Raw genomic sequence first — 20,212 nt, forward strand, 5'->3', positions numbered from 1 at the left:
TGAACTGTCCACGAATGACACTAAATCGGTATAGATATATTGATGGTAGAAAGGGTGTTCCAGGATAACTATAAAGTTCATTCCATGTTGACGCATAGCTTTCCATGCACACGAATCCAAAAATCTAAAATCTTAGATCTAAAATCAAGACCACAGTTGAACACATCTAATCTCTAGTATCTCGCTTCTTTCTTACTCTCTAAACTTAAACCCCGAAGGTCCTCTACCTGCTGTAAATGTTTGGACTTCTTGGCCAAGTTCGTTGACTACGATAACGCTGCCATTCCCTTGGAAGCCGTTGTTGTCTCCGATGTAGATTTCTTTGGCGCTTTTGCGATAGCCGATGCCATAGAAACCAGAACCTTTGAAGAATTCAGGATTGGTAATTACACCATTATTCAGGGATATTTTGGCAATAGCGTCATTGTAATCAGGCCAACCAGTAGATGTGATGATATAGACGGAGTTTTCTGAATCCAAGGCAAAAGATTGGGTAGCATTGGCCAAGTTTACCGTAATAGTTGTGCTAATGGTGATGTTACTCTTATTGATTTCGTGAAAATATACACGTGATGCATCACGCGCATAAAGATATAGGTTATTTCCAGCCTCAAAGAAAAAGGATGGGCGACCTGTGATATCCAAGGTGCGAGAAACGGTGTTTTGACTGAGATTGATTATACTTAACTTTCTTGCTGCTCCGGAAGCAACCAACAATTGATTATTCACAACAAATAGCCCTTCAGGACGGCTTTCTACAGGTATTTTGGAAGCAATGGGACCTCCTTTAACATTGTCAACGACAGCAATATAGGATTCAGGACTATTGAAATTTGCATCATAAGGACCCCAGTCGCTGATATACAGTTTGTTATTAGTGACAATTGCAGACCTACTGATATCAAGTCCTTCCACAGCACCTACACTTTTGAAATCACCTGCATTGACTACTTCGACTTTGCCTGTGTTGGCTACCAAATAGAGATGTCCGTTATGCTCCACCATGTCTTGGAGAAGTCCAGCGAAAGGTCTGTTGTTAGCCGCTTCGAAGATATTGGGACGGGCACTTTCTTGTGCAAATTCATAGAAGGAAACTTCTCCGTCATTTGCGCCGAACGCGCCTTCATTCATAATTAGAATTCCACCTTTTTCAAATTCTCCCAAGGGAATCTCGTTTCCATCAGGATTACAAGAAATAAGCAGGATTGCAGCCCAAAGGCTCAACAGGAGTGTAGTAAACTTTTTCATAGGGATATGTTACAATTAAATTGAAAATTTCTTCCGGGCATGGGCCGTAAACGCATGATATGGTATTCTTTATCCATCAAATTATTGACATGGAATCCAGCAGTAATTTTTTTATTGGAGAGGAACTTGAATTGATAGCGAATGCCGATATCTACCAATTCATAGGGAGCCACGCTGAGTTGGTTGTCCGTAGCGACAAATCGCTCACTCACCCAATGGGAGCTAATAAACGCACTCCAATTACTTCGTTGCCAATCTATGGTACCCATCACCTTATGTTCAGGTGTGTAAGGAAGTTGATTTCCTTTGCTTTGATCATTGGCAGAAGTGTTGGTTTGATTGATGGCCTGCACCCAGTTGTATGTACCCGTAAAAGACCAGTGATGAACGCCAACTTTTTTCTCCACTTGCGCTCGATACTCCAGTCCGGAGTTGATCACATTGCGGATGTTTTCGGGGCTCCATATATTTCCTCTTGGAAGCCAGATGATCCAATTGTCCACCCACATACGGTACATCGTCAGGTGTTGCTTGATCAAAAAACCACGTAAAGTAAGTTCCTGCTGAAGACTTATTTCCGAATTATAGCTGTCTTCTGGTAATAATTCAGGGTTTCCACCGGGGTTCCAAAAACGGTCGTTGAGTGTAGGCACTTTGAAACTTCTGGCAACAGCAAAGCCCAAGGATAATTGCTGATTGGTGGATTGAAGGAAATTCCATTCACCCCCGATACTGGGAGTAAAAGGAGCCCAATTTCCATCGTAAATTAATTGCCGAAGATTGGCAGTCATTGTAAGGTTTGGTCTTGGAACGAATTTGTGAGAATGGTACAATTCCCAGCGCTGTTCTTGCGCCTCATAGGTATCTAATTGTCCATCTATCTGGGTCAGGCGAAAACCTGTCCTACTACTGACCCTGTCATTCCAGTTTCTATCCCATTCACCGCTCAGGAAATATTGCTGTGTTTTATTGATGGCGCCTATATTAAAAATGAGTTCATCGAATACGATTCCTGCTTTGAAATTCCATGTATTCTTCCCATCAAAATGCAAGTAGTCCAGCATGGCCCGAAGGTTCCGGTCCTGCTGTTGGTCTTGGGTGTTGGATCCAATGATGGGGATGATCTGCCTGTCTGCTTCATTGAACCAAATGGCGGCATGTAATTGCTGCCGGGCTGAAAGATTCCATGCCAAGTCCTGTAAGAAACCTTGTTGGATCACCTCCCCATTAGGCATACGCTCTATCGGTGTATGGATGCGCGAGAGATTTCTGAAGGGGAAATCGTTGCGTGCATATTGACGGTACGCACGGGTTTTAGTTGAAAATGTTTGATTGGAATAACTGTAAGCAAGTGACTGATCCCACCGGCCAAAACTCCCGATGATACTTCCTATATCCAAGCGATGTCCCTGATTGAAGATTTGACGAGTACCTAAATGAATGGCTCCTCCAATTGCGTCCGTGCCATAAAGCGCCCCGGAACTTCCAAGGTGAATGTCCACACGGTCAATGGCTGCCGTCGGCAAAATGGAAAAGTCTGCTTGACCCAAAGAGGGGGAGTTGATGGGTAGTCCATTCCAAAAAACGGCGTTATGCCCAGTAGAAGTGCCTCTCATGGTCAAGGAAGCTAACATACCCGGACCTTGTTGCCGTAAAAACAAACCTGTTCTTCGCTGAAGTACCTCTGTCAAAGCATCCCCTTGAAAATCTTGCAAGTGCTTTTCTTGAATGCTGATTAGCTGTTGCCCTGCTGCGTATTTTTCAAAGTCAGGACTTTTTACCTCAACTACATTCAATTCTAAGGTGTCCTGTTTTTGAACTAGCAAGGCATTCGCTCCCAGAAGCGGGAGAGAAATCCAAAAGGCTGCTATGAGGAATACTGTTTTCAAGGCTTTTCAATTAATTTTTTTTCAAAGCCTTGTAGTAGAAAGAGTGTGCATACCAACAGACAAAATATTCAATGGGTAAAGCCCAAGAATAAAATCATAGTTAGCCTTAATAGCGCATCAATATATGTACCCTTTCTTCTTGTCCTTTCCACCGAAGGCTTTGAATATGCTGAAAACGGCAGGTCTCCTGGCTTCCCTGAGTTTACCGGCCTTCTCATCCCATGAAGGGACAATGGCTATGGAGGGGTAAACTACTATTCCGACGGATCAGAATGGGGTTACAGTTGCGGGGACAGCTCCGGTCTCACACCGGATTCCCTTTTAATCCTTGAAGCTCGCCGAGCTTCAGGAACCAATTCTCACCTACAAACATAAGATGAACTGGTTGAATTTTTAAAATTTCCGAAGAATATTTTGCCACTTTTTTCAAAAGAGTGTTGTTTGCGATTGTGATTCCTATATTTGAAGATTCAACCGTTGTTTCTTATGCATGTATTAAGAGTGATTTTTCTCTGCCTTGGAATGCTATTGTTCCTTTTAGTCGGCTGTACAAATCAGGAGTCCATTCAGAATTGGGAACTGGAATCGCTATCCCTTTCCTATGCGGAAGGATTTAGCGTAGCGAAGGGAGATGATTTTTGGGTGTTAACTGTCAGTCAGGCATTCCCAGAGGCCAAAGAATCCTTTAGGTATTTGATTTTAGAAGAGGGAAGTAAGACTTCGTATGCTGCCAAAAGCTTTGATGCTGTGATTCAATTGCCTGTTTCTGAGGTTCTTTTGACGTCCACTACGCATGTGCCTCATTTGGATTATTTGCAAGAAACTGATTTGTTGGTTGGATTCCCTAATTTGGATTTAATTTCTTCGGTGCCTACGAGAGCTCGGATAGCTAAGGGTTTGGTAAAAGATTTGGGAAACGCACCAAGTGCAAATATTGAACTCATCTTGGAAATTGCTCCCGATTGGATGATGGTCTCGACCTTGGGAGAAGATTTGAGTTATTTGGAAATTTTGAAAAAAGGAGGAGTACCGGCTGTTATCAATGGCGAGTATGTAGAGCAGCATCCCTTGGGAAGGGCTGAGTGGATCAAGTTTACGGGTGTTCTTTTGGGGAAATGGGATGATGCGGTACGTGTTTTTGAGGAAATCGAGCAAAATTATCAGGAAACCTTGGCCTTACTAACTACTCAAGAGCTGGCCAAACCTACGGTAATTTCAGGGGTGATGTACAAGGATATTTGGTACATGCCTGGAGCAGATTCTTGGGGGGCACGTCTTTTGGCGGAGGCCGGAGGAGCGTATCTTTTCAAAGATCAAAAAGGTTCCGGTAGCAGTCAGTTGAGTTATGAAGTTGTCTTGGATCGAGGGCAAGAGGCAGCGTATTGGATAGGGGCTGCGGACTTTCCTAACCTACAAGCGATGGGAGAGGCAGAACCGAGATACCGTTCCTTTGATGCATGGAAAAAGGGGAATATTTATACCTACACTCAAAAAAAAGGAGAAACAGGAGGGCTGGAATACTTTGAACTGGGTTATCTCCGTCCGGATTTGATTGTAAAAGATTTAATGATGATTTTTCATCCGGAACTTTTCCCAGGTGATACCATGTATTTCTATCAAAAATTGGATGAGTAGCCATTCCCGACATAGCCTTCTGATGCTTGGTATGAGCATTGCCTGCATGATTCTCTTTGTGCTCAATATTTCCTTTGGTTCGGTTGCTATTCCTGTTGGGGAGATTTTCGGTAGACTTTTAGGAGGTAGTTTTAGCAAATCTTCTTGGGAGACTATCGTGATGGACTATCGCATACCCAAGGCAATCACGGCATTATTGGCAGGGACAGCGCTTTCCATTGCCGGTCTACAGATGCAGACATTTTTCAGAAATCCCTTAGCCGGTCCTTATGTATTGGGGATTAGTTCGGGTGCGGGCTTGGGTGTGGCTTTGCTGGTTTTAGCAGGCTCAATTATTGGTTTTTCAGGCTATGCTGTAGGGGTTTGGGCAACGATCATCGCAGCTTCGGCGGGTGCAGTATTGGTATTGTTGTTGATGAGTTTGACAGCTTGGAAGGTGCGGGATAGCATGACCTTGTTGATTGTAGGACTGATGTTTGGGTCAGCAGTTTCGGCACTGATTGCGGTTTTGGCCTTTTTTGCAGATGCTGAACAATTGAAAATGTTTACCATTTGGTCTATGGGGAGTTTGGGAAGCACGCAAAGCAATCAGTTGGCTGGTTTTTCCATAGCCATAGTGCTAGGCTTGCTTCCTGTATTAGGAATGCTTAAGTCCTATAATGCCATGTTGTTGGGAGAAAATTATGCCAGAAGCATGGGCGTAAATGTCAACAAGCTCCGGTGGGCCATGATCATGAGCACTGGAGTGTTGGCTGGTTCGGCTACTGCTTTTTGTGGACCCATTGCATTTATCGGGATAGCAGTGCCTCATATGGCACGTTTGCTATTTCGCACATCTGATCATCGCATTTTGCTCCCTGCCTCAGCACTGATTGGGATGGGAGTTTTATTGATTTGCGATACCATTGCACAGTTACCAGGTTCAGCTCAAACCCTACCGATCAATGCTGTCACATCTCTGATTGGTGCACCCATGGTGATTTGGTTGATCATGCGTAGAAACTTCAGTAAAGAATTTTAAGAAAAGCCCAGCATGACATCAAAACAAGCAGCATTCCTACTCCAAGCTAGAAACCTCAGTATAGGGTATCAGGTGAAAAATGGCACGCCCAAGCTGATTGCAGAAGGATTAAACTTTGATCTAAAAGTTGGAGAGCTTACCTGTTTGTTGGGACCAAATGGTGTTGGAAAGTCAACGCTGATTAAGACCATCATGGGTAGCCTACCTGTCTTGGCAGGAGAAGTACAGCTCAAAAACCAACCTATTCAATCCTATCGTGCAGCTGATTTGGCAAAAGAGTTGGCAGTAGTGTTGACTGATAAAATTGGTGGAGCCCAATTGACAGTGGAGGATTTGATAGGATTGGGGAGAACTCCCCATACCAATTGGTTGGGGAAGATGAGTACGGAAGATCAAACCAAAGTCGATGAAGCCATAGCACAGACCCATGTTGGGTATTTGCGTGGTTCCTTGATTGCTGAACTCAGCGATGGACAGCTTCAAAAGGTAATGATTGCCCGGGCGATTGCACAGGATGCAGGTGTTTTGATTTTGGATGAACCTACGGCACATCTGGATTTGGTGAATCGATTTGAGATTATGTTTTTGCTCCGGAAGATTGCCCAAGAAAGTAAGAAGGCCATTTTGGTGGTGACTCACGATTTGGAGATTGCCCTAGAGACGGCGGATCAATTTTGGCTGATGACCTGTGGAGATCCTTTGCGAACAGGCTTGCCCGAAGACTTGGTTTGCTCAGGTGCGATCAATCAATTGTTGCCAGGGAAAGAATTGTTTTTTGATGCTGCGAAAGGAAAAGTAAAACTTCAATCCCCTATCGAAGAATTTGCTATCCATGGAAATCCCGTCAAAGCCCAATGGCTGGCGCATGCGTTGGTGAAGAATGGGTTGAAATTACCAACTGACGTGACGATAGAAGCTACAGAAGCTGATTTCCTATGGAAAGAAGCAGGAAAAGAACAGAGGGGATTTAGAGAGATACGAGAGGTGTTGGATAGGTGTAGAGGCTTGAGGTGAGAAGCGAGAGGCGAGAGGCGAGAAGCGAGAGGTGAGAAGCGAGAGGCGAGAATCAAGAGGCAAGAATCAAGAGGCAAGAAGCAAGAGGCAAGAAGCAAGAGACGGGAAGCGAGCAGAGAGTGGCGAGAGACGAGAAACGAGAGACGGGTGACATGTCGTGAAATAGCTTGACAATAAAAGTCTCGTAGAGATGGACGACAAATTAGCCGTGGATTTCTTCTAAATCACACAGAGAATTTCGAGGTAAAACTTTAACTTCGTAAGTAGTGAAACCAACTTACACAGTTTTTGTCATAGTCCCATAATCGGGATAGCCTCTAATTGAATAACTATTTAGTTATTCTTTTTTTGCGTCCGTGGCGCTTTACCTTTGCGGCCTTAGCTAGAACGATTATACGGATTGTCTTAGAAAAGTTTGGATTACATTCACCTCAAGCTATCTACAAAGTCTGAAGGCTTTAGTAGAAATGGTCCAAGCCTCCCAACCGAAGTCGAGTCAAAAGACTTGAACCACTCATTCCTAATTACTCACTTTTAATTCCCAATTGTTCACCTTTCATAAGTTACTGCTTACTATCCCCTCTGTCTAATCGCTTCGTAAATCACTACTCCTGCAGATACAGATACGTTTAAGCTTTCGATGTTGCCTTTCATAGGAATTTTGATAAAGTCATTGCTGAGGCCCATGAGTTCAGGAGATATACCGTCTTCTTCCGATCCCATAATCAGCGCTGTAGGAATGCTGAAGTCTGCCTCATACATCATCTTATCTCCTTTTTCAGAAACAGCTACAACTTGTAAGCCCATTTTTTGTAGGTCTTTGACGGTGTAATACAGATTCTTTACTCGACAGATGGGTAAGTGATTGAGAGCTCCTGCGGAAGTTTTTACAGCATCTGAGTTGATTTGTGCAGCACCTTTTTCTGGGATGACAATGGCGTGTACACCGGCACATTCAGCAGTACGGGCGATGGCACCAAAATTTCGTACATCTGTGATTCTATCCAAAACCAATATCAGGGGAGCAATGCCCGAAGAAAAACAGGTTTCAATCACATTGTCCAAAGAGGCGTACTGTATAGCCGACATATGGGCAATTACACCTTGATGGTTTTTGCGGGTGATTCTATTCAATTTAGCATCTGGTACTCTGACAACAGGAATGCGTTCTGCTTTCGCTAAGGCCAGTAATTCTTTGGTCAGTTCATTATTGACATCTTTATCCAATAAAATCTTGTCAATATCCTTCTGCGCATGGATTGCTTCCATGACTGCGCGGGTACCAAATATAAAATCTTTTTCTTGTTCGCCTTTATTGATTAGAAAGCCATCTGTGCGTTTCTCCATTGTGTAATGCTTTTAAACCACTCCGGCTGTAAAGCTCTCGAGCGGTTGAGTACGTAATAATTGGGGGTCAAAATATTTTTGACGCGTGCAAAGGTAAAGGTTATTTTGGAATTTGAGTTCTCTGGTAAATAAGACCATATCTCTCCATTCAACCGAAAGAGTACTTCATTGGGTGGCCCCATCACAGTGTATACCATGCCTCTATCGGTTTTCCAGCCTTCTTTAAAGTCTGTAAATAAGATGCTGGCAAATTCTATTTGTTTAAAATATTCCCGAATTATTTTTCTGGAGGCTTCTTCTTCTTTGGTCAAATTAAACCAATACAGGTCCAGCGCTTGCTTTTTATCCTCTGCTTCTTTCAGTGCTTCATGTTCTCTTCGCGTGCTGATGTAGGCGACCATATCGACCATTTCCTCGTAGTCTTTGACTTTGGGAAAGGCATCGTGAACAGATCGAATCAACATTCCTGCTGCCGAGGTTGTATCGGTTTGCAAGAAATAGTAACCTAGCTCATCGAAAGATTTGGGGATGTTGGTTAAGAACTCTCCCTCGTAATTTACAGTCAGCTCTCGTGGAACTGATGCTGGACGAATTTCCATAGGAGGAAGAGGGATGTCAAACAGCGTAGGATAGTGAAAATGTTGGATCGATATTGTCCCACGGCTTTTGAACTCGAGTGGCTCTTTCATCGTCAAGAAGTTTTGATCAAAAGGGATGCCGTCGCTGTAATATCCCCAAAATTCAGGATATTCAAATATAAATGGACTGATCAAATCTGTGTGATAATAGTACTCATCTCCTTGTCTCGTATCGGTTACTCGCAACACGGCAAAAGCCATTTCTTGATCTTGCGGAATATCCACCTGTTTTTCAAAGTAGAAATGATACCCCGTTTCTCTGATAATATCTACATCGCGGAGTTCCATCCATTTATCGGCAGTTAAGGGTTCTTGGTAACTTCCTACTACCGCATAAGCAAATTGGTAAATGCCATTTTCTATTCCTTCCTCAATTTTCTCAATGGGCATCTGTAGACGGAATCGCCGGTCTCCTTCCTTTAATGGGATGATTTTGGGCGAAACCCGTGAGTAACGCGAATAGCGCAATGCTTGATTGATGTTTTCTAACGTTTGTTGCGCCATACTTTCGGCAGCTCCAAACAGCAACAGTGTAAGAGATAAGAAAAGATTAATTTTTAGCCTTGGATTGGTATGTTTTCGCATGGATTACTGGTTATAATAGCTGACAAGGAATAATAGAACGGTGAACATGCAAGTGATGAGTTCAGATGTTTGCATCGACGATACTTTGGCACATGTCGATAAGTTCATCAACCGATTTTGCCGAGGTACTAAGTCAAAACTATGACTGTTTTTCATATTCAACTGTTAATGCGGACTAAATTCATTCACTTTTCTTGTCTTTTACCTAGCTTCATTCGTTTGTACGTTGAAACTGTTTTTATGGAACATCATTACAGTACTAAATACTCATTTGATGTTGGAAAACAGGTAAAATAGATGTTTAGAAATTCACCTGATTTACCACACTCAAATATTATTCCCATATTTGTGACAAAATAAACAAATTTTAGATGGCTACCTATACTACCGAAATAGCTTCTGATAAAATTAGTAGTGATAACCCGATTCACCAACGCTTATTGAAAGCCTACATTGCTGCCAAACCTTTGGTGAAAGGCAACTTGCTAGAAGTAGGTTGTGGAGAAGGCAGAGGAGTAGAGGTACTGATGCCTTTGGTAGAGCATTACTTGGGGATCGATAAAATCCAAGAGGTGATAGACAGCCTTACAGAAAAGTACCCTACTGTGCAATTTCAACAAGCAGTCATTCCTCCATTTAAAGGGTTGGCTGCTAACTCTTTTGACTCTGTGGTGAGTTTTCAGGTGATCGAGCATATAGCAAATGATCGGCTGTATTTGGAAGAAATCTACCGGGTACTGAAACCGGGAGGGGTAGCGGTGATTTCTACACCAAATATCCGACATACATTATCCCGAAACCCTTGGCATATCAGGGAATACACGGCCGATCAATTGAGAGATTTGTGTTTGAAAGTATTCGATTCTGTGGAAGCTAAAGGGATTGGAGGAAATGCAAAAGTGTGGGATTACCATGAAGCCAATCGCATTTCGGTCAATAAAATCATGCGTTTTGATATTTTGAATTTACAGTACAGGCTGCCAGCAGCAGTCCTGCGTTGGCCGTATGAGGTGCTGAACAGATTGAACCGCAACAAGCTGCATCAACAAAAAGGGCAAGCAGTCACCGATATCACTCATGAAGATTATCTCGTGGAAGAACACCCTGAAAAAGGGTTGGATCTTTTTTACATACTTCATAAAAGAGCATAAAAAAAATCCGGCACTTTTGAAGCCGGACTTTTTCAATAGATAAACCAAACATGTGTTATCTTGGGTTGATCAGTGAACCCCCACTGCTGGGGCCCAGAAATCGTTCCAGATCTTTTTTGAGCTGACTGGCAAGCTCTGTATAGCCTCTTTCTTCCAAGAGTGGAACAAAGAATTTCAACATTTCGATGGAGATCAATGCGTCTCTATCATAGTCTCTTCCTGTTCGCTGATAAAAATCAATCATTTCAATCGAGCGGAAAGACACCTTTTCTACGATATCTAGCGCTAAATCATCCTCACCGACTTCGAAAAGTAAGGGAACCATCTGACCACTTGCCAAATCATACGGAATGGCTTCGTGTGGCATTTTCTCCAAGCTAAACTTCATGATAGTGGCAGCTCTATCCAAATCATCTTCATCCAACAAGGCAATAGCAATGGAATTGATGGCGGAACGGTGATTGGAAGTGAATCTACGGAATTCATCATCGAAATAGTTGCTTGGATCATCCATACCACGTAGTGCAAACTTTTCCATAACATTGGTATATGCTACATCTGTATTGACCATTTCTGACCGCATATTTTGAGGCTTTCTGACAGGTAGCAAACGATAGGTTAATCCTTCCATCACCACGTAGTCTTCTAAATCCAAGGTGATGGTAGCCATAGACGTATTATTGAAATAAATCGGTCTTTCCCAATTGTTGGTTGTAATCAAATCGACCAACATCATATTTCCTTTGGTCAGGTAGCTTCCTTTGACTCGAAGGTTCATCTGATCTACCATCAAATACTCTAGGTCTTCAGGGATGAGCCCTTGTTCATACACTTTTTCAATATCCACATCCAAAATCAAATTTTTAGAAGGGACCATATTGTAGGTCATTCGACCTCCCGTTCCTAATTTTAAAAGATCGCTATTATTTTTCAATAAGCGTAGGTACTCACGGGCCGAGATGGCGTCTAATCCTTCGCGTTCATAGACATAGAGCACATCATTTGTACCTTTTTTGTAATTTTCATAACTCAGGGAAAATGGCAACGGCTCAGAATCATTGACTTTACGGGTCATTTGTTCTACATACCAGTCTGTATCAAAATAGCTCAGGACGACTACACGCACATCGGTACGGAAACCTTCCACTTCCTGCACATACCATAATGGGAACGTATCATTGTCACCCCCGGTGAACAAGATCGCATTTGGGGCACAGGAAGCCAAGAAATTACGAGCTGAATCTACAGAAAGGTAGCGCCCCTGTCTATTGTGATCATCCCAGTTTTGCTGAGCCATCAACAGTGGAACGGGCAGAGTAATGGCGGTTGCCAATGCAGCTGAAACCACCAGATTTTTATTGAATCTTCCTATGAAATCAACAATTGCCAATACACTGATACCTATCCATACGGCAAAGGCATAAAATGAACCTACATAGATATAGTCTCGTTCACGCGGCTCCACCGGTGGGGAATTGAGATACAGTACCAAGACTACCCCCATCATCAGGAAGAGCATCGCATTTACATAAAACGATTTACTGTCTTTTTTTGCATGGAAAAATAAACCGATAATTCCCAAGATCAGTGGAAGCATCAGGTAATTATTATGTGCTTTGTTTTCTTTGATATAGGTTGGGAACTTTTCAGAAAAGAAATCAGTGATCCCTATCCATGGAGCATCCGAAAAGTCACTTTCTCTTCCAGAGAAGTTCCACATAAAATATCGCCAGTACATGTGCCCCAGCTGATGGGAAAACATGAAATATAGGTTATCCCCAAAGGTTGGTTTTTCCCCTTCCCTCAGCCCAAGTTTGGATCGATAGATTTGTTTGTGTCGCTCTTGGGTAGAATATATTCTTGGAAGAATAGTGGTTCGATTAGGGTCGTATTTATTGACATTATTGTAGTCTACGATCTCGTATCCATTGGGTGTTTTCAGATAAATAGGAGATCCTTCCACCTGATCTACTAATTCGGCATCGAAATATTGGCCGTGGAGCAAAGGACGGTATCCATACTGTTCTCGCTTCAGGTACGAAATATAGCTGATGATGTCTTTTGGATCATTTTCATTGATGACTGGATTTTGGTTGGCTCGGATGATGATCAAGGCATACGAACCATACCCAATCAGGATAAAAGTCAGCGAAAGTAAAACTGTGTTGAGGACTACTTTTTGGTGTTTGATAGAGTAGAAGATTCCATAAACTAAACCTCCAATAAAGAGTGCTGAGAAAACAACAATGCCTGAACCAAACGGTAAGCCAATGCTATTGACAAAAAAGATTTCCATTGAACCTGCGATGCTAGGCAAGCCAGGAATTACGATATTGTTGATAATGATCAAAGCTACTCCACCCAAAACCAAGGCAATGATAGCTCCTTTGATGTTTGGATTTGGGTATTTTTTGAAATAATAAATAAGTGCCAACGCCGGTAAGGTAACCAAGTTCAGTAAGTGTACGCCAATGGAAAGACCTACGAGATAAGCTATGAAAATCAACCACTTGTTTTCTTCTCTTGGATCAGTTAAAGTGTCCCATTTTAAGAATGCCCAAATTACGATGGCTGTAAAAAAAGAAGACATGGCATATACTTCTGCCTCCACGGCAGAAAACCAGAAGCTATCGGAGAAGGTGTAGGCCAAAGAACCTACTATTCCTGCACCCATTAAACTTAGAATTTGCCCTTTGCTTTCTTCGCCTGATTTGATTTGGAAGATTTTTCTACCAAAAAGAGTGATGGTCCAAAACAAGAATAAAATGGTAAACCCTGAAAATAAGGCGGACCCGATATTCATCCAATAAGCAACTGACAACTCATTGCCCATGGCTAGGAATGCAAACATTCTATAAACCAACAAAAAGAAGGGGGCACCCGGAGGATGCGGCACTTGCAACTTATAAGATACAGCAATGAATTCTCCTGGATCCCAGAAACTAGCAGTTTCTTCCACCGTTAGGATATATACCGTGGTAGCTATTAAAAATACCAGCCAACCGGTCAGATTATTGACCTTTTTATATTCAAGCATGTGTTTGGAAATAGTTATGTCGGGCGAAAATAAGGAATTAATCTATAATTAAATGACTTTTAACAGCTTTTAAGGATTTGTGATAAAGATTACTGATTGAGCTACGAGCATGGACCTATCTTTGTTGTATCAAATTTAAAAAACGAAGACCATGAGCACAAAACCAATGACCTTTAATGATTTAATCAACTCAGACCAACCAGTTTTGGTGGATTTTTTTGCTACCTGGTGTGGTCCTTGCCAAATGATGCAGCCAATTCTTCAAGATACCGCCCGCCAATTGGGAGAGCGTGTTAAGATTGTAAAAGTAGATGTTGACAAAAACCCCTACGCTGCAAGCACATATCAAGTAAGAGGAGTGCCTACCTTGATCTTATTTCAAAATGGAAAAGTTTTGTGGAGACAGTCGGGAGTAGTGCCTGCCCATCAATTGGTAAAAGTTGTAGAAGAAAATACCGCCGTTAAGGCATAAATTGAAATGTGACAAAAGTCATTTTTAACAAATACTCTTTGTGTTACATTTACATCATCAATAACCTGAAAAACAAATAAATAGCATTATGATTTTAGAACAAATTTACACTGGATGCTTAGCTCAAGGAGCTTATTACATTGAATCAAATGGCGAAGCAGCTATCATTGATCCTTTAAGAGAAGTACAACCTTACTTGGATAAGGCTGAGGCGAACGGTGCAAAAATCAAATACGTTTTTGAAACCCACTTCCATGCTGATTTCGTGTCCGGTCACAAAGATTTGGCTGCAAAATCTGGAGCTTCTATCGTTTTTGGTCCTACTGGAATGCAGATGGGCTTTGATGCGATCATCGCTGAGGATAATCAAATCTTTGAATTGGGCGATATCAAAATCAAAGTAATGCATACTCCAGGACACACCATGGAAAGTTCTTGCTTCTTGTTGATCAATGAAGAAGGAAAAGAAGAGGCGATCTTCACAGGTGACACCTTATTCATCGGTGATGTAGGACGTCCTGACTTAGCGCAGAAAGTAATTGCTGATTTGACTCAGGATAAATTGGCAGCTCATTTATATGATTCTTTAAGAAATAAAATCATGCCTTTGGCAGATGATATCATTGTCTATCCAGCACATGGTGCCGGGTCAGCTTGTGGTAAGAAAATGAGCAAAGAGACTTCCGACACCTTAGGCAATCAGAAGAAAACCAATTATGCCTTGCAGGAAATGACCAAAGAAGAGTTTATCAAAGAAGTTATCACTGGATTGACTCCACCTCCTGCCTATTTCCCTCAAAATGTAATGATGAATATCCAAGGATATGATTCAATTGATGAGGTATTGAATAGAGGCTTTAATCCATTGAGTCCAGCAGCTTTTGAGGCTGCGGCCAATGAAACCGGTGCAATTGTATTGGATACGAGAGATGCCCAGGTATTTGCCAAAGGCTTTGTTCCAAATTCTGTCAACATAGGAATCGATGGAAGTTTTGCAGTATGGGTAGGTACTTTGGTTCCGGATGTGAAACAAGAAATCCTAATAGTCGCTGATGAAGGTAGAGAAGAAGAAATCATTACCCGATTAGCACGTGTAGGATACGATTATTGCATCGGATATTTAAAAGGTGGCTTTGAATCTTGGAAGGCCGATGGTAGAGAAGTAGACACCATTGTATCGGTATCTGCTGAAGAGCTTTCTAATATCATTGATAAAGAAGGTGCTGTTAATATCTTGGATGTAAGAAAAGCAAGTGAACATACTTCTGAGCACGTGTTGGATTCCATCAATGCACCTTTGGACTACATCAACGATAGCATGACGAAGGTTGATAAAAACAAAACCTACTACGTCCATTGTGCAGGTGGCTATCGTTCCATGGCCTTTGTGTCTACGTTGAGAGCCAGAGGATATGATAACCTGATTGATATTAAAGGAGGTTTTGATTCCATTAAAGATTCTGCCTTGTTCAATGTCAGTGAGTACGTTTGTCCATCTACCTTATTGTAAGAATCAACTAAACTAAATAGAGCGCTTTCTTATGCTCCATGGGACTGTTCTTTGCCAAAAGACAGTCCCATTTTAATTTCAAAGCCAATAAAGTGATAAATGTCACTTTTTTCGAGTCTTATAAACCTCAATTTTGAGTATGATTAAAACTTTGCTTGCGGTGTCCCTCTTGAATATTGCCCTTGTCTCTAGCCTTACTGCTTCAGAGGTGCAGGATTCTGTCAAGGTTCGAAGCAAGTTAGGTGATGATCTTAAGAAAGGCGAATTTGATTTCCATGCAAGAAGCTTCTTCATGGGGACCATTAACGCTGGAGATTTGTTAAACTATTCTACCTTGGCTACTGGTGCAGGGGTGGGGTACACAAGTCCAGAATGGAAAGGATTTCAGATTCGGTTCAACGGGTTTTTCACATTCCAGGTTTTTGAAAATAACATCAGGATTCCTGATCCAATCACTGGGGGTGTCAATCGCTATGAACTCTTGCTTTATGATATGAACGATCTCACCAATACCAATAGGTTAGATCGCTTGGAGGAGTTGTACATTGCCTATAGAAAAAACCGTCTAAAATTTACATTTGGGAGGCAAAAGGTCTCTTCCCCTTTACTGAATGAGCAGGACAACCGAATGAGGCCTAACGTATTTGGAGGACTTTCCATGGTGTATTCTGGAGTCAGTACCAAATGGACGGCTATGTGGATCAATTCCATGACCATTCGTGGTACGGTAGATTGGTACACAGTGGAAAACTCCGTAGGTGTATATCCTTTTGGAAGAAACCCTTTCGGGCAGCCTTCCAATTACAAAGGCAAAATCAATTCTAAAGGGATTGGACTTCTGGGAGTACAACATTACAAAGATGGGTTTACAGGTCAGTTTTGGAATTATACCGCAGAAAATATGTTTAACATGAGTTTTGCACAAGCGGATTATAATCTAAATCTGGGCAGAACACGTTTCTATGGAGGGTTGCAAGGGTTTTATCAATTTGCATTGAATGACGGTGGAAATCCAGATCCGGATTTTACATACATGTTACCAGATGAACGAGCACTAGGTGTAGGAGGTAAATTGGGTTTCTTTTACAATACCCATAATATATCGTTAAATTACCTCTGGGTTTCTGACAAGGGGAGATTTCTATTCCCTCGAGAGTGGGGGAGGGAGATCCTCTATGCAAGTCTTCCTAGGGAGCGCTACGAAGGCGCAGGTGATTTAAATGCGTTGATCCTTAAGTATGATTGGGTGACGCCTCTTCCCAATGTGTTTACACAATTTGGAGCAGGGCTTGTGAATCATTCAAAAATGGATAATTACAGTACCAATAAGTATGGACTACCTTCCTACTATCATTTCATCGGTGGGGTAGAATATCGATTTAAAGAATACTTGGAAGGCCTAAATCTAAATTTACTACTCGTCAATAAAACTGCAAAAGACCGAGCTGTATTGACAGATAATCAACGAATCAATCGGGTAGATATGTGGAATATCAATCTAGTGATGGACTATAGGTTTTGAGGCGTGATGCGAGAGTTTAGTGACTCAAGCCCGTTGAAAGGCTCAGGGACCGAGAGACTCAAGAAACAAGAAACAAGACTCAAGAAACAAGACTCAAGACTCAAAAGTGGAATTAGGAATGAAAAATGATCGAAATTCCTACTTGAATAAATCTAAAATCATAAATCTAAAATCGGTCATTAGAGAATGAGGATTTACAACCCTCTCGTTGAATTGAATGAAAAACGTTGAATAACGAACTTAAATAAAATCTTACATCACAAATCTAAATTCTAAAATAAAAAATGGAACAATTTATCGAATGGATCACACAGCCTTGGCCATGGTGGGTGGCTGGACCGCTGATCGGATTGACAGTGCCCACGCTGTTGATCATCGGAAACAAATCCTTCGGGATTTCATCATCCTTGAGACACGTATGTGCGATGTGTGTACCGGCAAATATCCCTTTCTTTACCTACAACTGGAAAAAAGAAATGTGGAATATTGTGTTTGTGTTAGGGGTATTGGTAGGAGGTTTCCTTGCTACTACCTTCTTGGCAAACCCTGAAACTATTTTGGTGGCAGAAGCTACTCAACAGGATTTGGCCGCTTTGGGAATTACTGACTATTCTCAATTACTACCCGCTGAGATCTTTAATTGGGAAAATCTATTCACTGGTAAAGGATTGTTATTCTTTGTCATCGGTGGATTCTTGGTAGGCTTCGGTACACGATATGCAGGGGGATGTACTTCTGGACATGCAATCATGGGAATCTCTTCTTTACAGTGGCCATCACTAGTCGCTACCATCTTCTTTATGGTTGGTGGATTTTTGATGACGCATGTATTGTTGGGTCCATTGATGAAACTTGTAGGATTTTAATTGAATAAGAAGATGAGCGTAATAGATAAAAAAATAGAAACACCTAAGGATTGCGGGACACCTAATCACAAAGAGGTTAACGAGAATGGAATAGGTCTGCTAAAATATTTAATCGTTGGAATGCTTTTCGGGATCATCTTTGTGAAAGGTGAAATCGTTTCGTGGTTCCGAATTCAGGAAATGTTCCGTTTGCAGTCCTTCTATATGTATGGAGTTATCGGTTCAGCAATTGTAGTTGGGATTATTTCCATTCAATTGATCAAGGGATTGAATATCAAAACTATCCATGGCGAAAAGATTGTGGTTCCTAAGAAAGAATTCAGAAAAGGTCAAATCATCGGTGGATTTATCTTCGGTCTAGGTTGGGCATTGACAGGAGCTTGTCCAGGACCTTTGTTTGCACAGATTGGTAGTGGGTTTACAGTGATTTTGGTAACCTTGGTGTCAGCGATCGCAGGTACCTGGGTGTACGGCCGATTCGCAGATAAATTACCAAATTAAGATTCACCACTTCGGATAAATTAGTGTTCAATTAAAATACCTTCTTGACAATAACTCGGATCATGAGGATGGCAAGGAGGATAACAGCACCAGCGATTACAAATTCCATAATTCAATAGTTATGGGATTGAAACCGCTGGTGTTTTGTTTTGTTTGTCGAATAGCTTTTTTGTTGATTATTTCTTGATTAATGGCCTTGATTCCCGCTTTTTTGGCAAAAAATGAGCCCAAAGGTTCTAATTGTTTTATTTACAGTCTTACTATTTCCATGTGAGTGTATCCTCTGATCAACGAGCTATGAAATTTTTGTGTTTTCAAGCATTTGGCTGAAAGTAACAGTATCTTTGTGCTATGGAGAGCTTATTGTTCGTTCATTAGCCCCCACGTATGATGAATAGCGCAGTTAGTCAAGCATTCGTTTAGTCCCATATCAAACCTACCTATGAATATCCTACAAAAAAGGCGATTGGCTTTGGGGAGTTTATTCTTTCTTGCTGGTCTTTGTTTCGCGTCTTGGGCATCCCGTATCCCTGATATCCAATTAAAATTCCAACTTTCAGAAGCCCAACTGGGGACCCTTCTGTTGGGTTTACCTATTGGGTCTTTGATAGCCTTGCCGGCAGCAGGATTTTTGGTGCATCGCTATGGGAGTAGATTAGTGATTCTGATGAGTGGAGTAGGGTACCTAATTTTTCTACCCTTGATAGGATTTAGTCCGAGTATTTGGGTCTTAGTTCCGGTGGTAATGGTGTATGGGATGATCGGGAATATGATGAATATATCCCTCAATACCCAAGCCCTTGGTTTAGAGGATGAATATGGAAAAAGTATTTTGGCATCTTTCCATGGTTTATGGAGTTTGGCGGGTTTTACAGGAGCGGGGATTGGCGCCTTGATGATTTACTTAGATGTACTGCCGGGATTTCATTACCTCGTGATCTCTTCTATCGTAGTGGTAGTGCTGCTTTTGGCACAGGGCTATATCCGCAGTGATCTACAAAATGGCGGAGGGGGAGGAGGCCTAGTCCTCAAAAAGCCAGATGGCTTGCTGTTGCGAGTTGGTGGAATTGCATTTTTGGGGATGATGGCAGAAGGCTGTATGTTTGATTGGTCGGGGGTGTATTTTAAAAAAGTAGTACAAATTGAGGAAGGATTGGTTGCTTTGGGTTATGTGTCTTTTATGGGGGCCATGGCTTCGGGGCGTTTCATTACGGATAAAATCATCAATACAATCGGACGATTGCCATTGATCCGTATCAGCGGAGGTTTGATATTTTCAGGCTTGATGGTGTCTGTACTCTTCCCGGTACCTGTGGTGGCGACGATTGGGTTTTTGTTGGTGGGTTTTGGCGTGGCAGCTATCGTCCCTATTGCATACAGTACCGCTGGTAGATCTAAGTTATACAGCCCAGGTGTGGCTTTGGCTATGGTGTCGACCATTTCATTCTTTGGGTTTTTGGTAGGCCCACCACTGATCGGATACATTGCCGAACTCTCGAGTTTGAAGACTTCTTTTACCTTGGTTGCAATAGCAGGCTTGGGGATTGTGTGGCTGTCTTCGGTGAGGGTAGGGGTGTTTAGTGAAGAGTGAACAGTGGGCAGTGAACAGTTAGCAGTGGGCAGTGAACAGTTAGCAGTGAGTAGTGAACAGTGGGTAGTGAACAGTGAAGAGTGAGCAGTTAGCAGTTGGTGGTGAGTGATAAGTTGATTAAGTGATTAGTGGGGGGAGGTCAACTGTCCTCTGACGGCGGTCCACGGTTTGGTGGTTGGAATGCA

General features: G+C 42.1%; 15 protein-coding genes and 1 riboswitch. Of the genes, 10 read left to right on the top strand and 5 right to left on the bottom strand.

Annotated elements, in window-relative coordinates:
• Positions 1–192: 192 nt before the first annotated feature.
• A complete protein-coding gene (locus IPZ59_RS08875) occupies positions 193–1,248 on the bottom strand; it encodes a YncE family protein (RefSeq protein WP_236139502.1) in 1,056 nt (351 codons plus the stop codon).
• A complete protein-coding gene (locus tag IPZ59_RS08880) occupies positions 1,245–3,137 on the bottom strand; it encodes a TonB-dependent receptor (protein ID WP_236139503.1) in 1,893 nt (630 codons plus the stop codon). Before IPZ59_RS08880 ends, IPZ59_RS08875 begins: the two co-directional genes overlap by 4 nt.
• Before the next feature lie 160 nt (positions 3,138–3,297).
• Positions 3,298–3,509, bottom strand: a riboswitch (cobalamin riboswitch).
• Positions 3,510–3,623: 114 nt separating this feature from the next.
• Between IPZ59_RS08880 and IPZ59_RS08885 the strand changes: the two genes are divergently transcribed.
• From IPZ59_RS08885 to IPZ59_RS08895, 3 genes are read left to right on the top strand one after another with little or no spacing between them, the layout of a single operon-like run.
• Positions 3,624–4,772, top strand: a complete 1,149-nt coding sequence (locus IPZ59_RS08885) for an ABC transporter substrate-binding protein (RefSeq protein WP_236139504.1) — start codon at positions 3,624–3,626, stop codon at positions 4,770–4,772.
• Positions 4,765–5,793, top strand: a complete 1,029-nt coding sequence (locus tag IPZ59_RS08890) for an iron ABC transporter permease (RefSeq protein WP_236139505.1) — start codon at positions 4,765–4,767, stop codon at positions 5,791–5,793. The genes IPZ59_RS08885 and IPZ59_RS08890 overlap by 8 nt, the downstream gene beginning before the upstream one ends.
• 12 nt (positions 5,794–5,805) lie before the next feature.
• A complete protein-coding gene (locus tag IPZ59_RS08895) occupies positions 5,806–6,807 on the top strand; it encodes an ABC transporter ATP-binding protein (protein ID WP_236139506.1) in 1,002 nt (333 codons plus the stop codon).
• A 573-nt stretch (positions 6,808–7,380) separates the two neighbouring features.
• Here the strand turns inward: IPZ59_RS08895 and rlmB are convergent.
• Positions 7,381–8,154, bottom strand: a complete 774-nt coding sequence (gene rlmB, locus IPZ59_RS08900; RefSeq protein ID WP_236139507.1) for a 23S rRNA (guanosine(2251)-2'-O)-methyltransferase RlmB — start codon at positions 8,152–8,154, stop codon at positions 7,381–7,383.
• Entirely contained in the window at positions 8,127–9,377 is a 1,251-nt protein-coding gene (locus IPZ59_RS08905; protein WP_236139508.1) for a GWxTD domain-containing protein, read from the bottom strand. The genes rlmB and IPZ59_RS08905 overlap by 28 nt, the downstream gene beginning before the upstream one ends.
• 371 nt (positions 9,378–9,748) lie before the next feature.
• Between IPZ59_RS08905 and IPZ59_RS08910 the strand changes: the two genes are divergently transcribed.
• Positions 9,749–10,528 (top strand): class I SAM-dependent methyltransferase, encoded by a 780-nt coding sequence (locus IPZ59_RS08910; RefSeq protein ID WP_236139509.1) that lies wholly within the window; start codon positions 9,749–9,751, stop codon positions 10,526–10,528.
• 55 nt (positions 10,529–10,583) lie between these two features.
• Here IPZ59_RS08910 and IPZ59_RS08915 read toward each other — a convergent pair whose 3' ends face one another.
• Positions 10,584–13,565 carry a glycosyltransferase family 117 protein gene (locus IPZ59_RS08915; protein WP_236139510.1) on the bottom strand — a complete coding sequence of 994 codons (2,982 nt, stop codon included), beginning with the start codon at positions 13,563–13,565 and terminating at the stop codon, positions 10,584–10,586.
• 151 nt (positions 13,566–13,716) lie between these two features.
• Here IPZ59_RS08915 and trxA point away from each other — a divergent pair, with 151 nt between their 5' ends.
• The 6 genes from trxA to IPZ59_RS08945 all read left to right on the top strand — a co-directional run bounded on the left by trxA (position 13,717) and on the right by IPZ59_RS08945 (position 20,027).
• The gene (gene trxA / locus IPZ59_RS08920; RefSeq protein WP_236139511.1) at positions 13,717–14,037 is read left to right on the top strand and encodes a thioredoxin; all 321 of its coding nucleotides are present in this window, start codon (positions 13,717–13,719) and stop codon (positions 14,035–14,037) included.
• An 88-nt stretch (positions 14,038–14,125) separates the two neighbouring features.
• Positions 14,126–15,547 (top strand): MBL fold metallo-hydrolase, encoded by a 1,422-nt coding sequence (locus IPZ59_RS08925; RefSeq protein WP_236139512.1) that lies wholly within the window; start codon positions 14,126–14,128, stop codon positions 15,545–15,547.
• 139 nt (positions 15,548–15,686) lie between these two features.
• Positions 15,687–17,069, top strand: coding sequence for a hypothetical protein (locus IPZ59_RS08930; protein ID WP_236139513.1), 1,383 nt, complete (start codon positions 15,687–15,689; stop codon positions 17,067–17,069).
• 284 nt (positions 17,070–17,353) lie between these two features.
• On the top strand, positions 17,354–17,935 hold the full coding sequence (locus tag IPZ59_RS08935; RefSeq protein ID WP_236139514.1) for a YeeE/YedE family protein: 582 nt from the start codon (positions 17,354–17,356) through the stop codon (positions 17,933–17,935).
• A 12-nt stretch (positions 17,936–17,947) separates the two neighbouring features.
• Positions 17,948–18,436 (top strand): DUF6691 family protein, encoded by a 489-nt coding sequence (locus IPZ59_RS08940; RefSeq protein ID WP_236139515.1) that lies wholly within the window; start codon positions 17,948–17,950, stop codon positions 18,434–18,436.
• 442 nt (positions 18,437–18,878) lie between these two features.
• Positions 18,879–20,027, top strand: coding sequence for an MFS transporter (locus tag IPZ59_RS08945; protein WP_236139516.1), 1,149 nt, complete (start codon positions 18,879–18,881; stop codon positions 20,025–20,027).
• Positions 20,028–20,212: the final 185 nt, after the last annotated feature.

This window comes from Mongoliitalea daihaiensis, assembly GCF_021596945.1.
GTDB classification, from domain to species: domain Bacteria; phylum Bacteroidota; class Bacteroidia; order Cytophagales; family Cyclobacteriaceae; genus Mongoliitalea; species Mongoliitalea daihaiensis.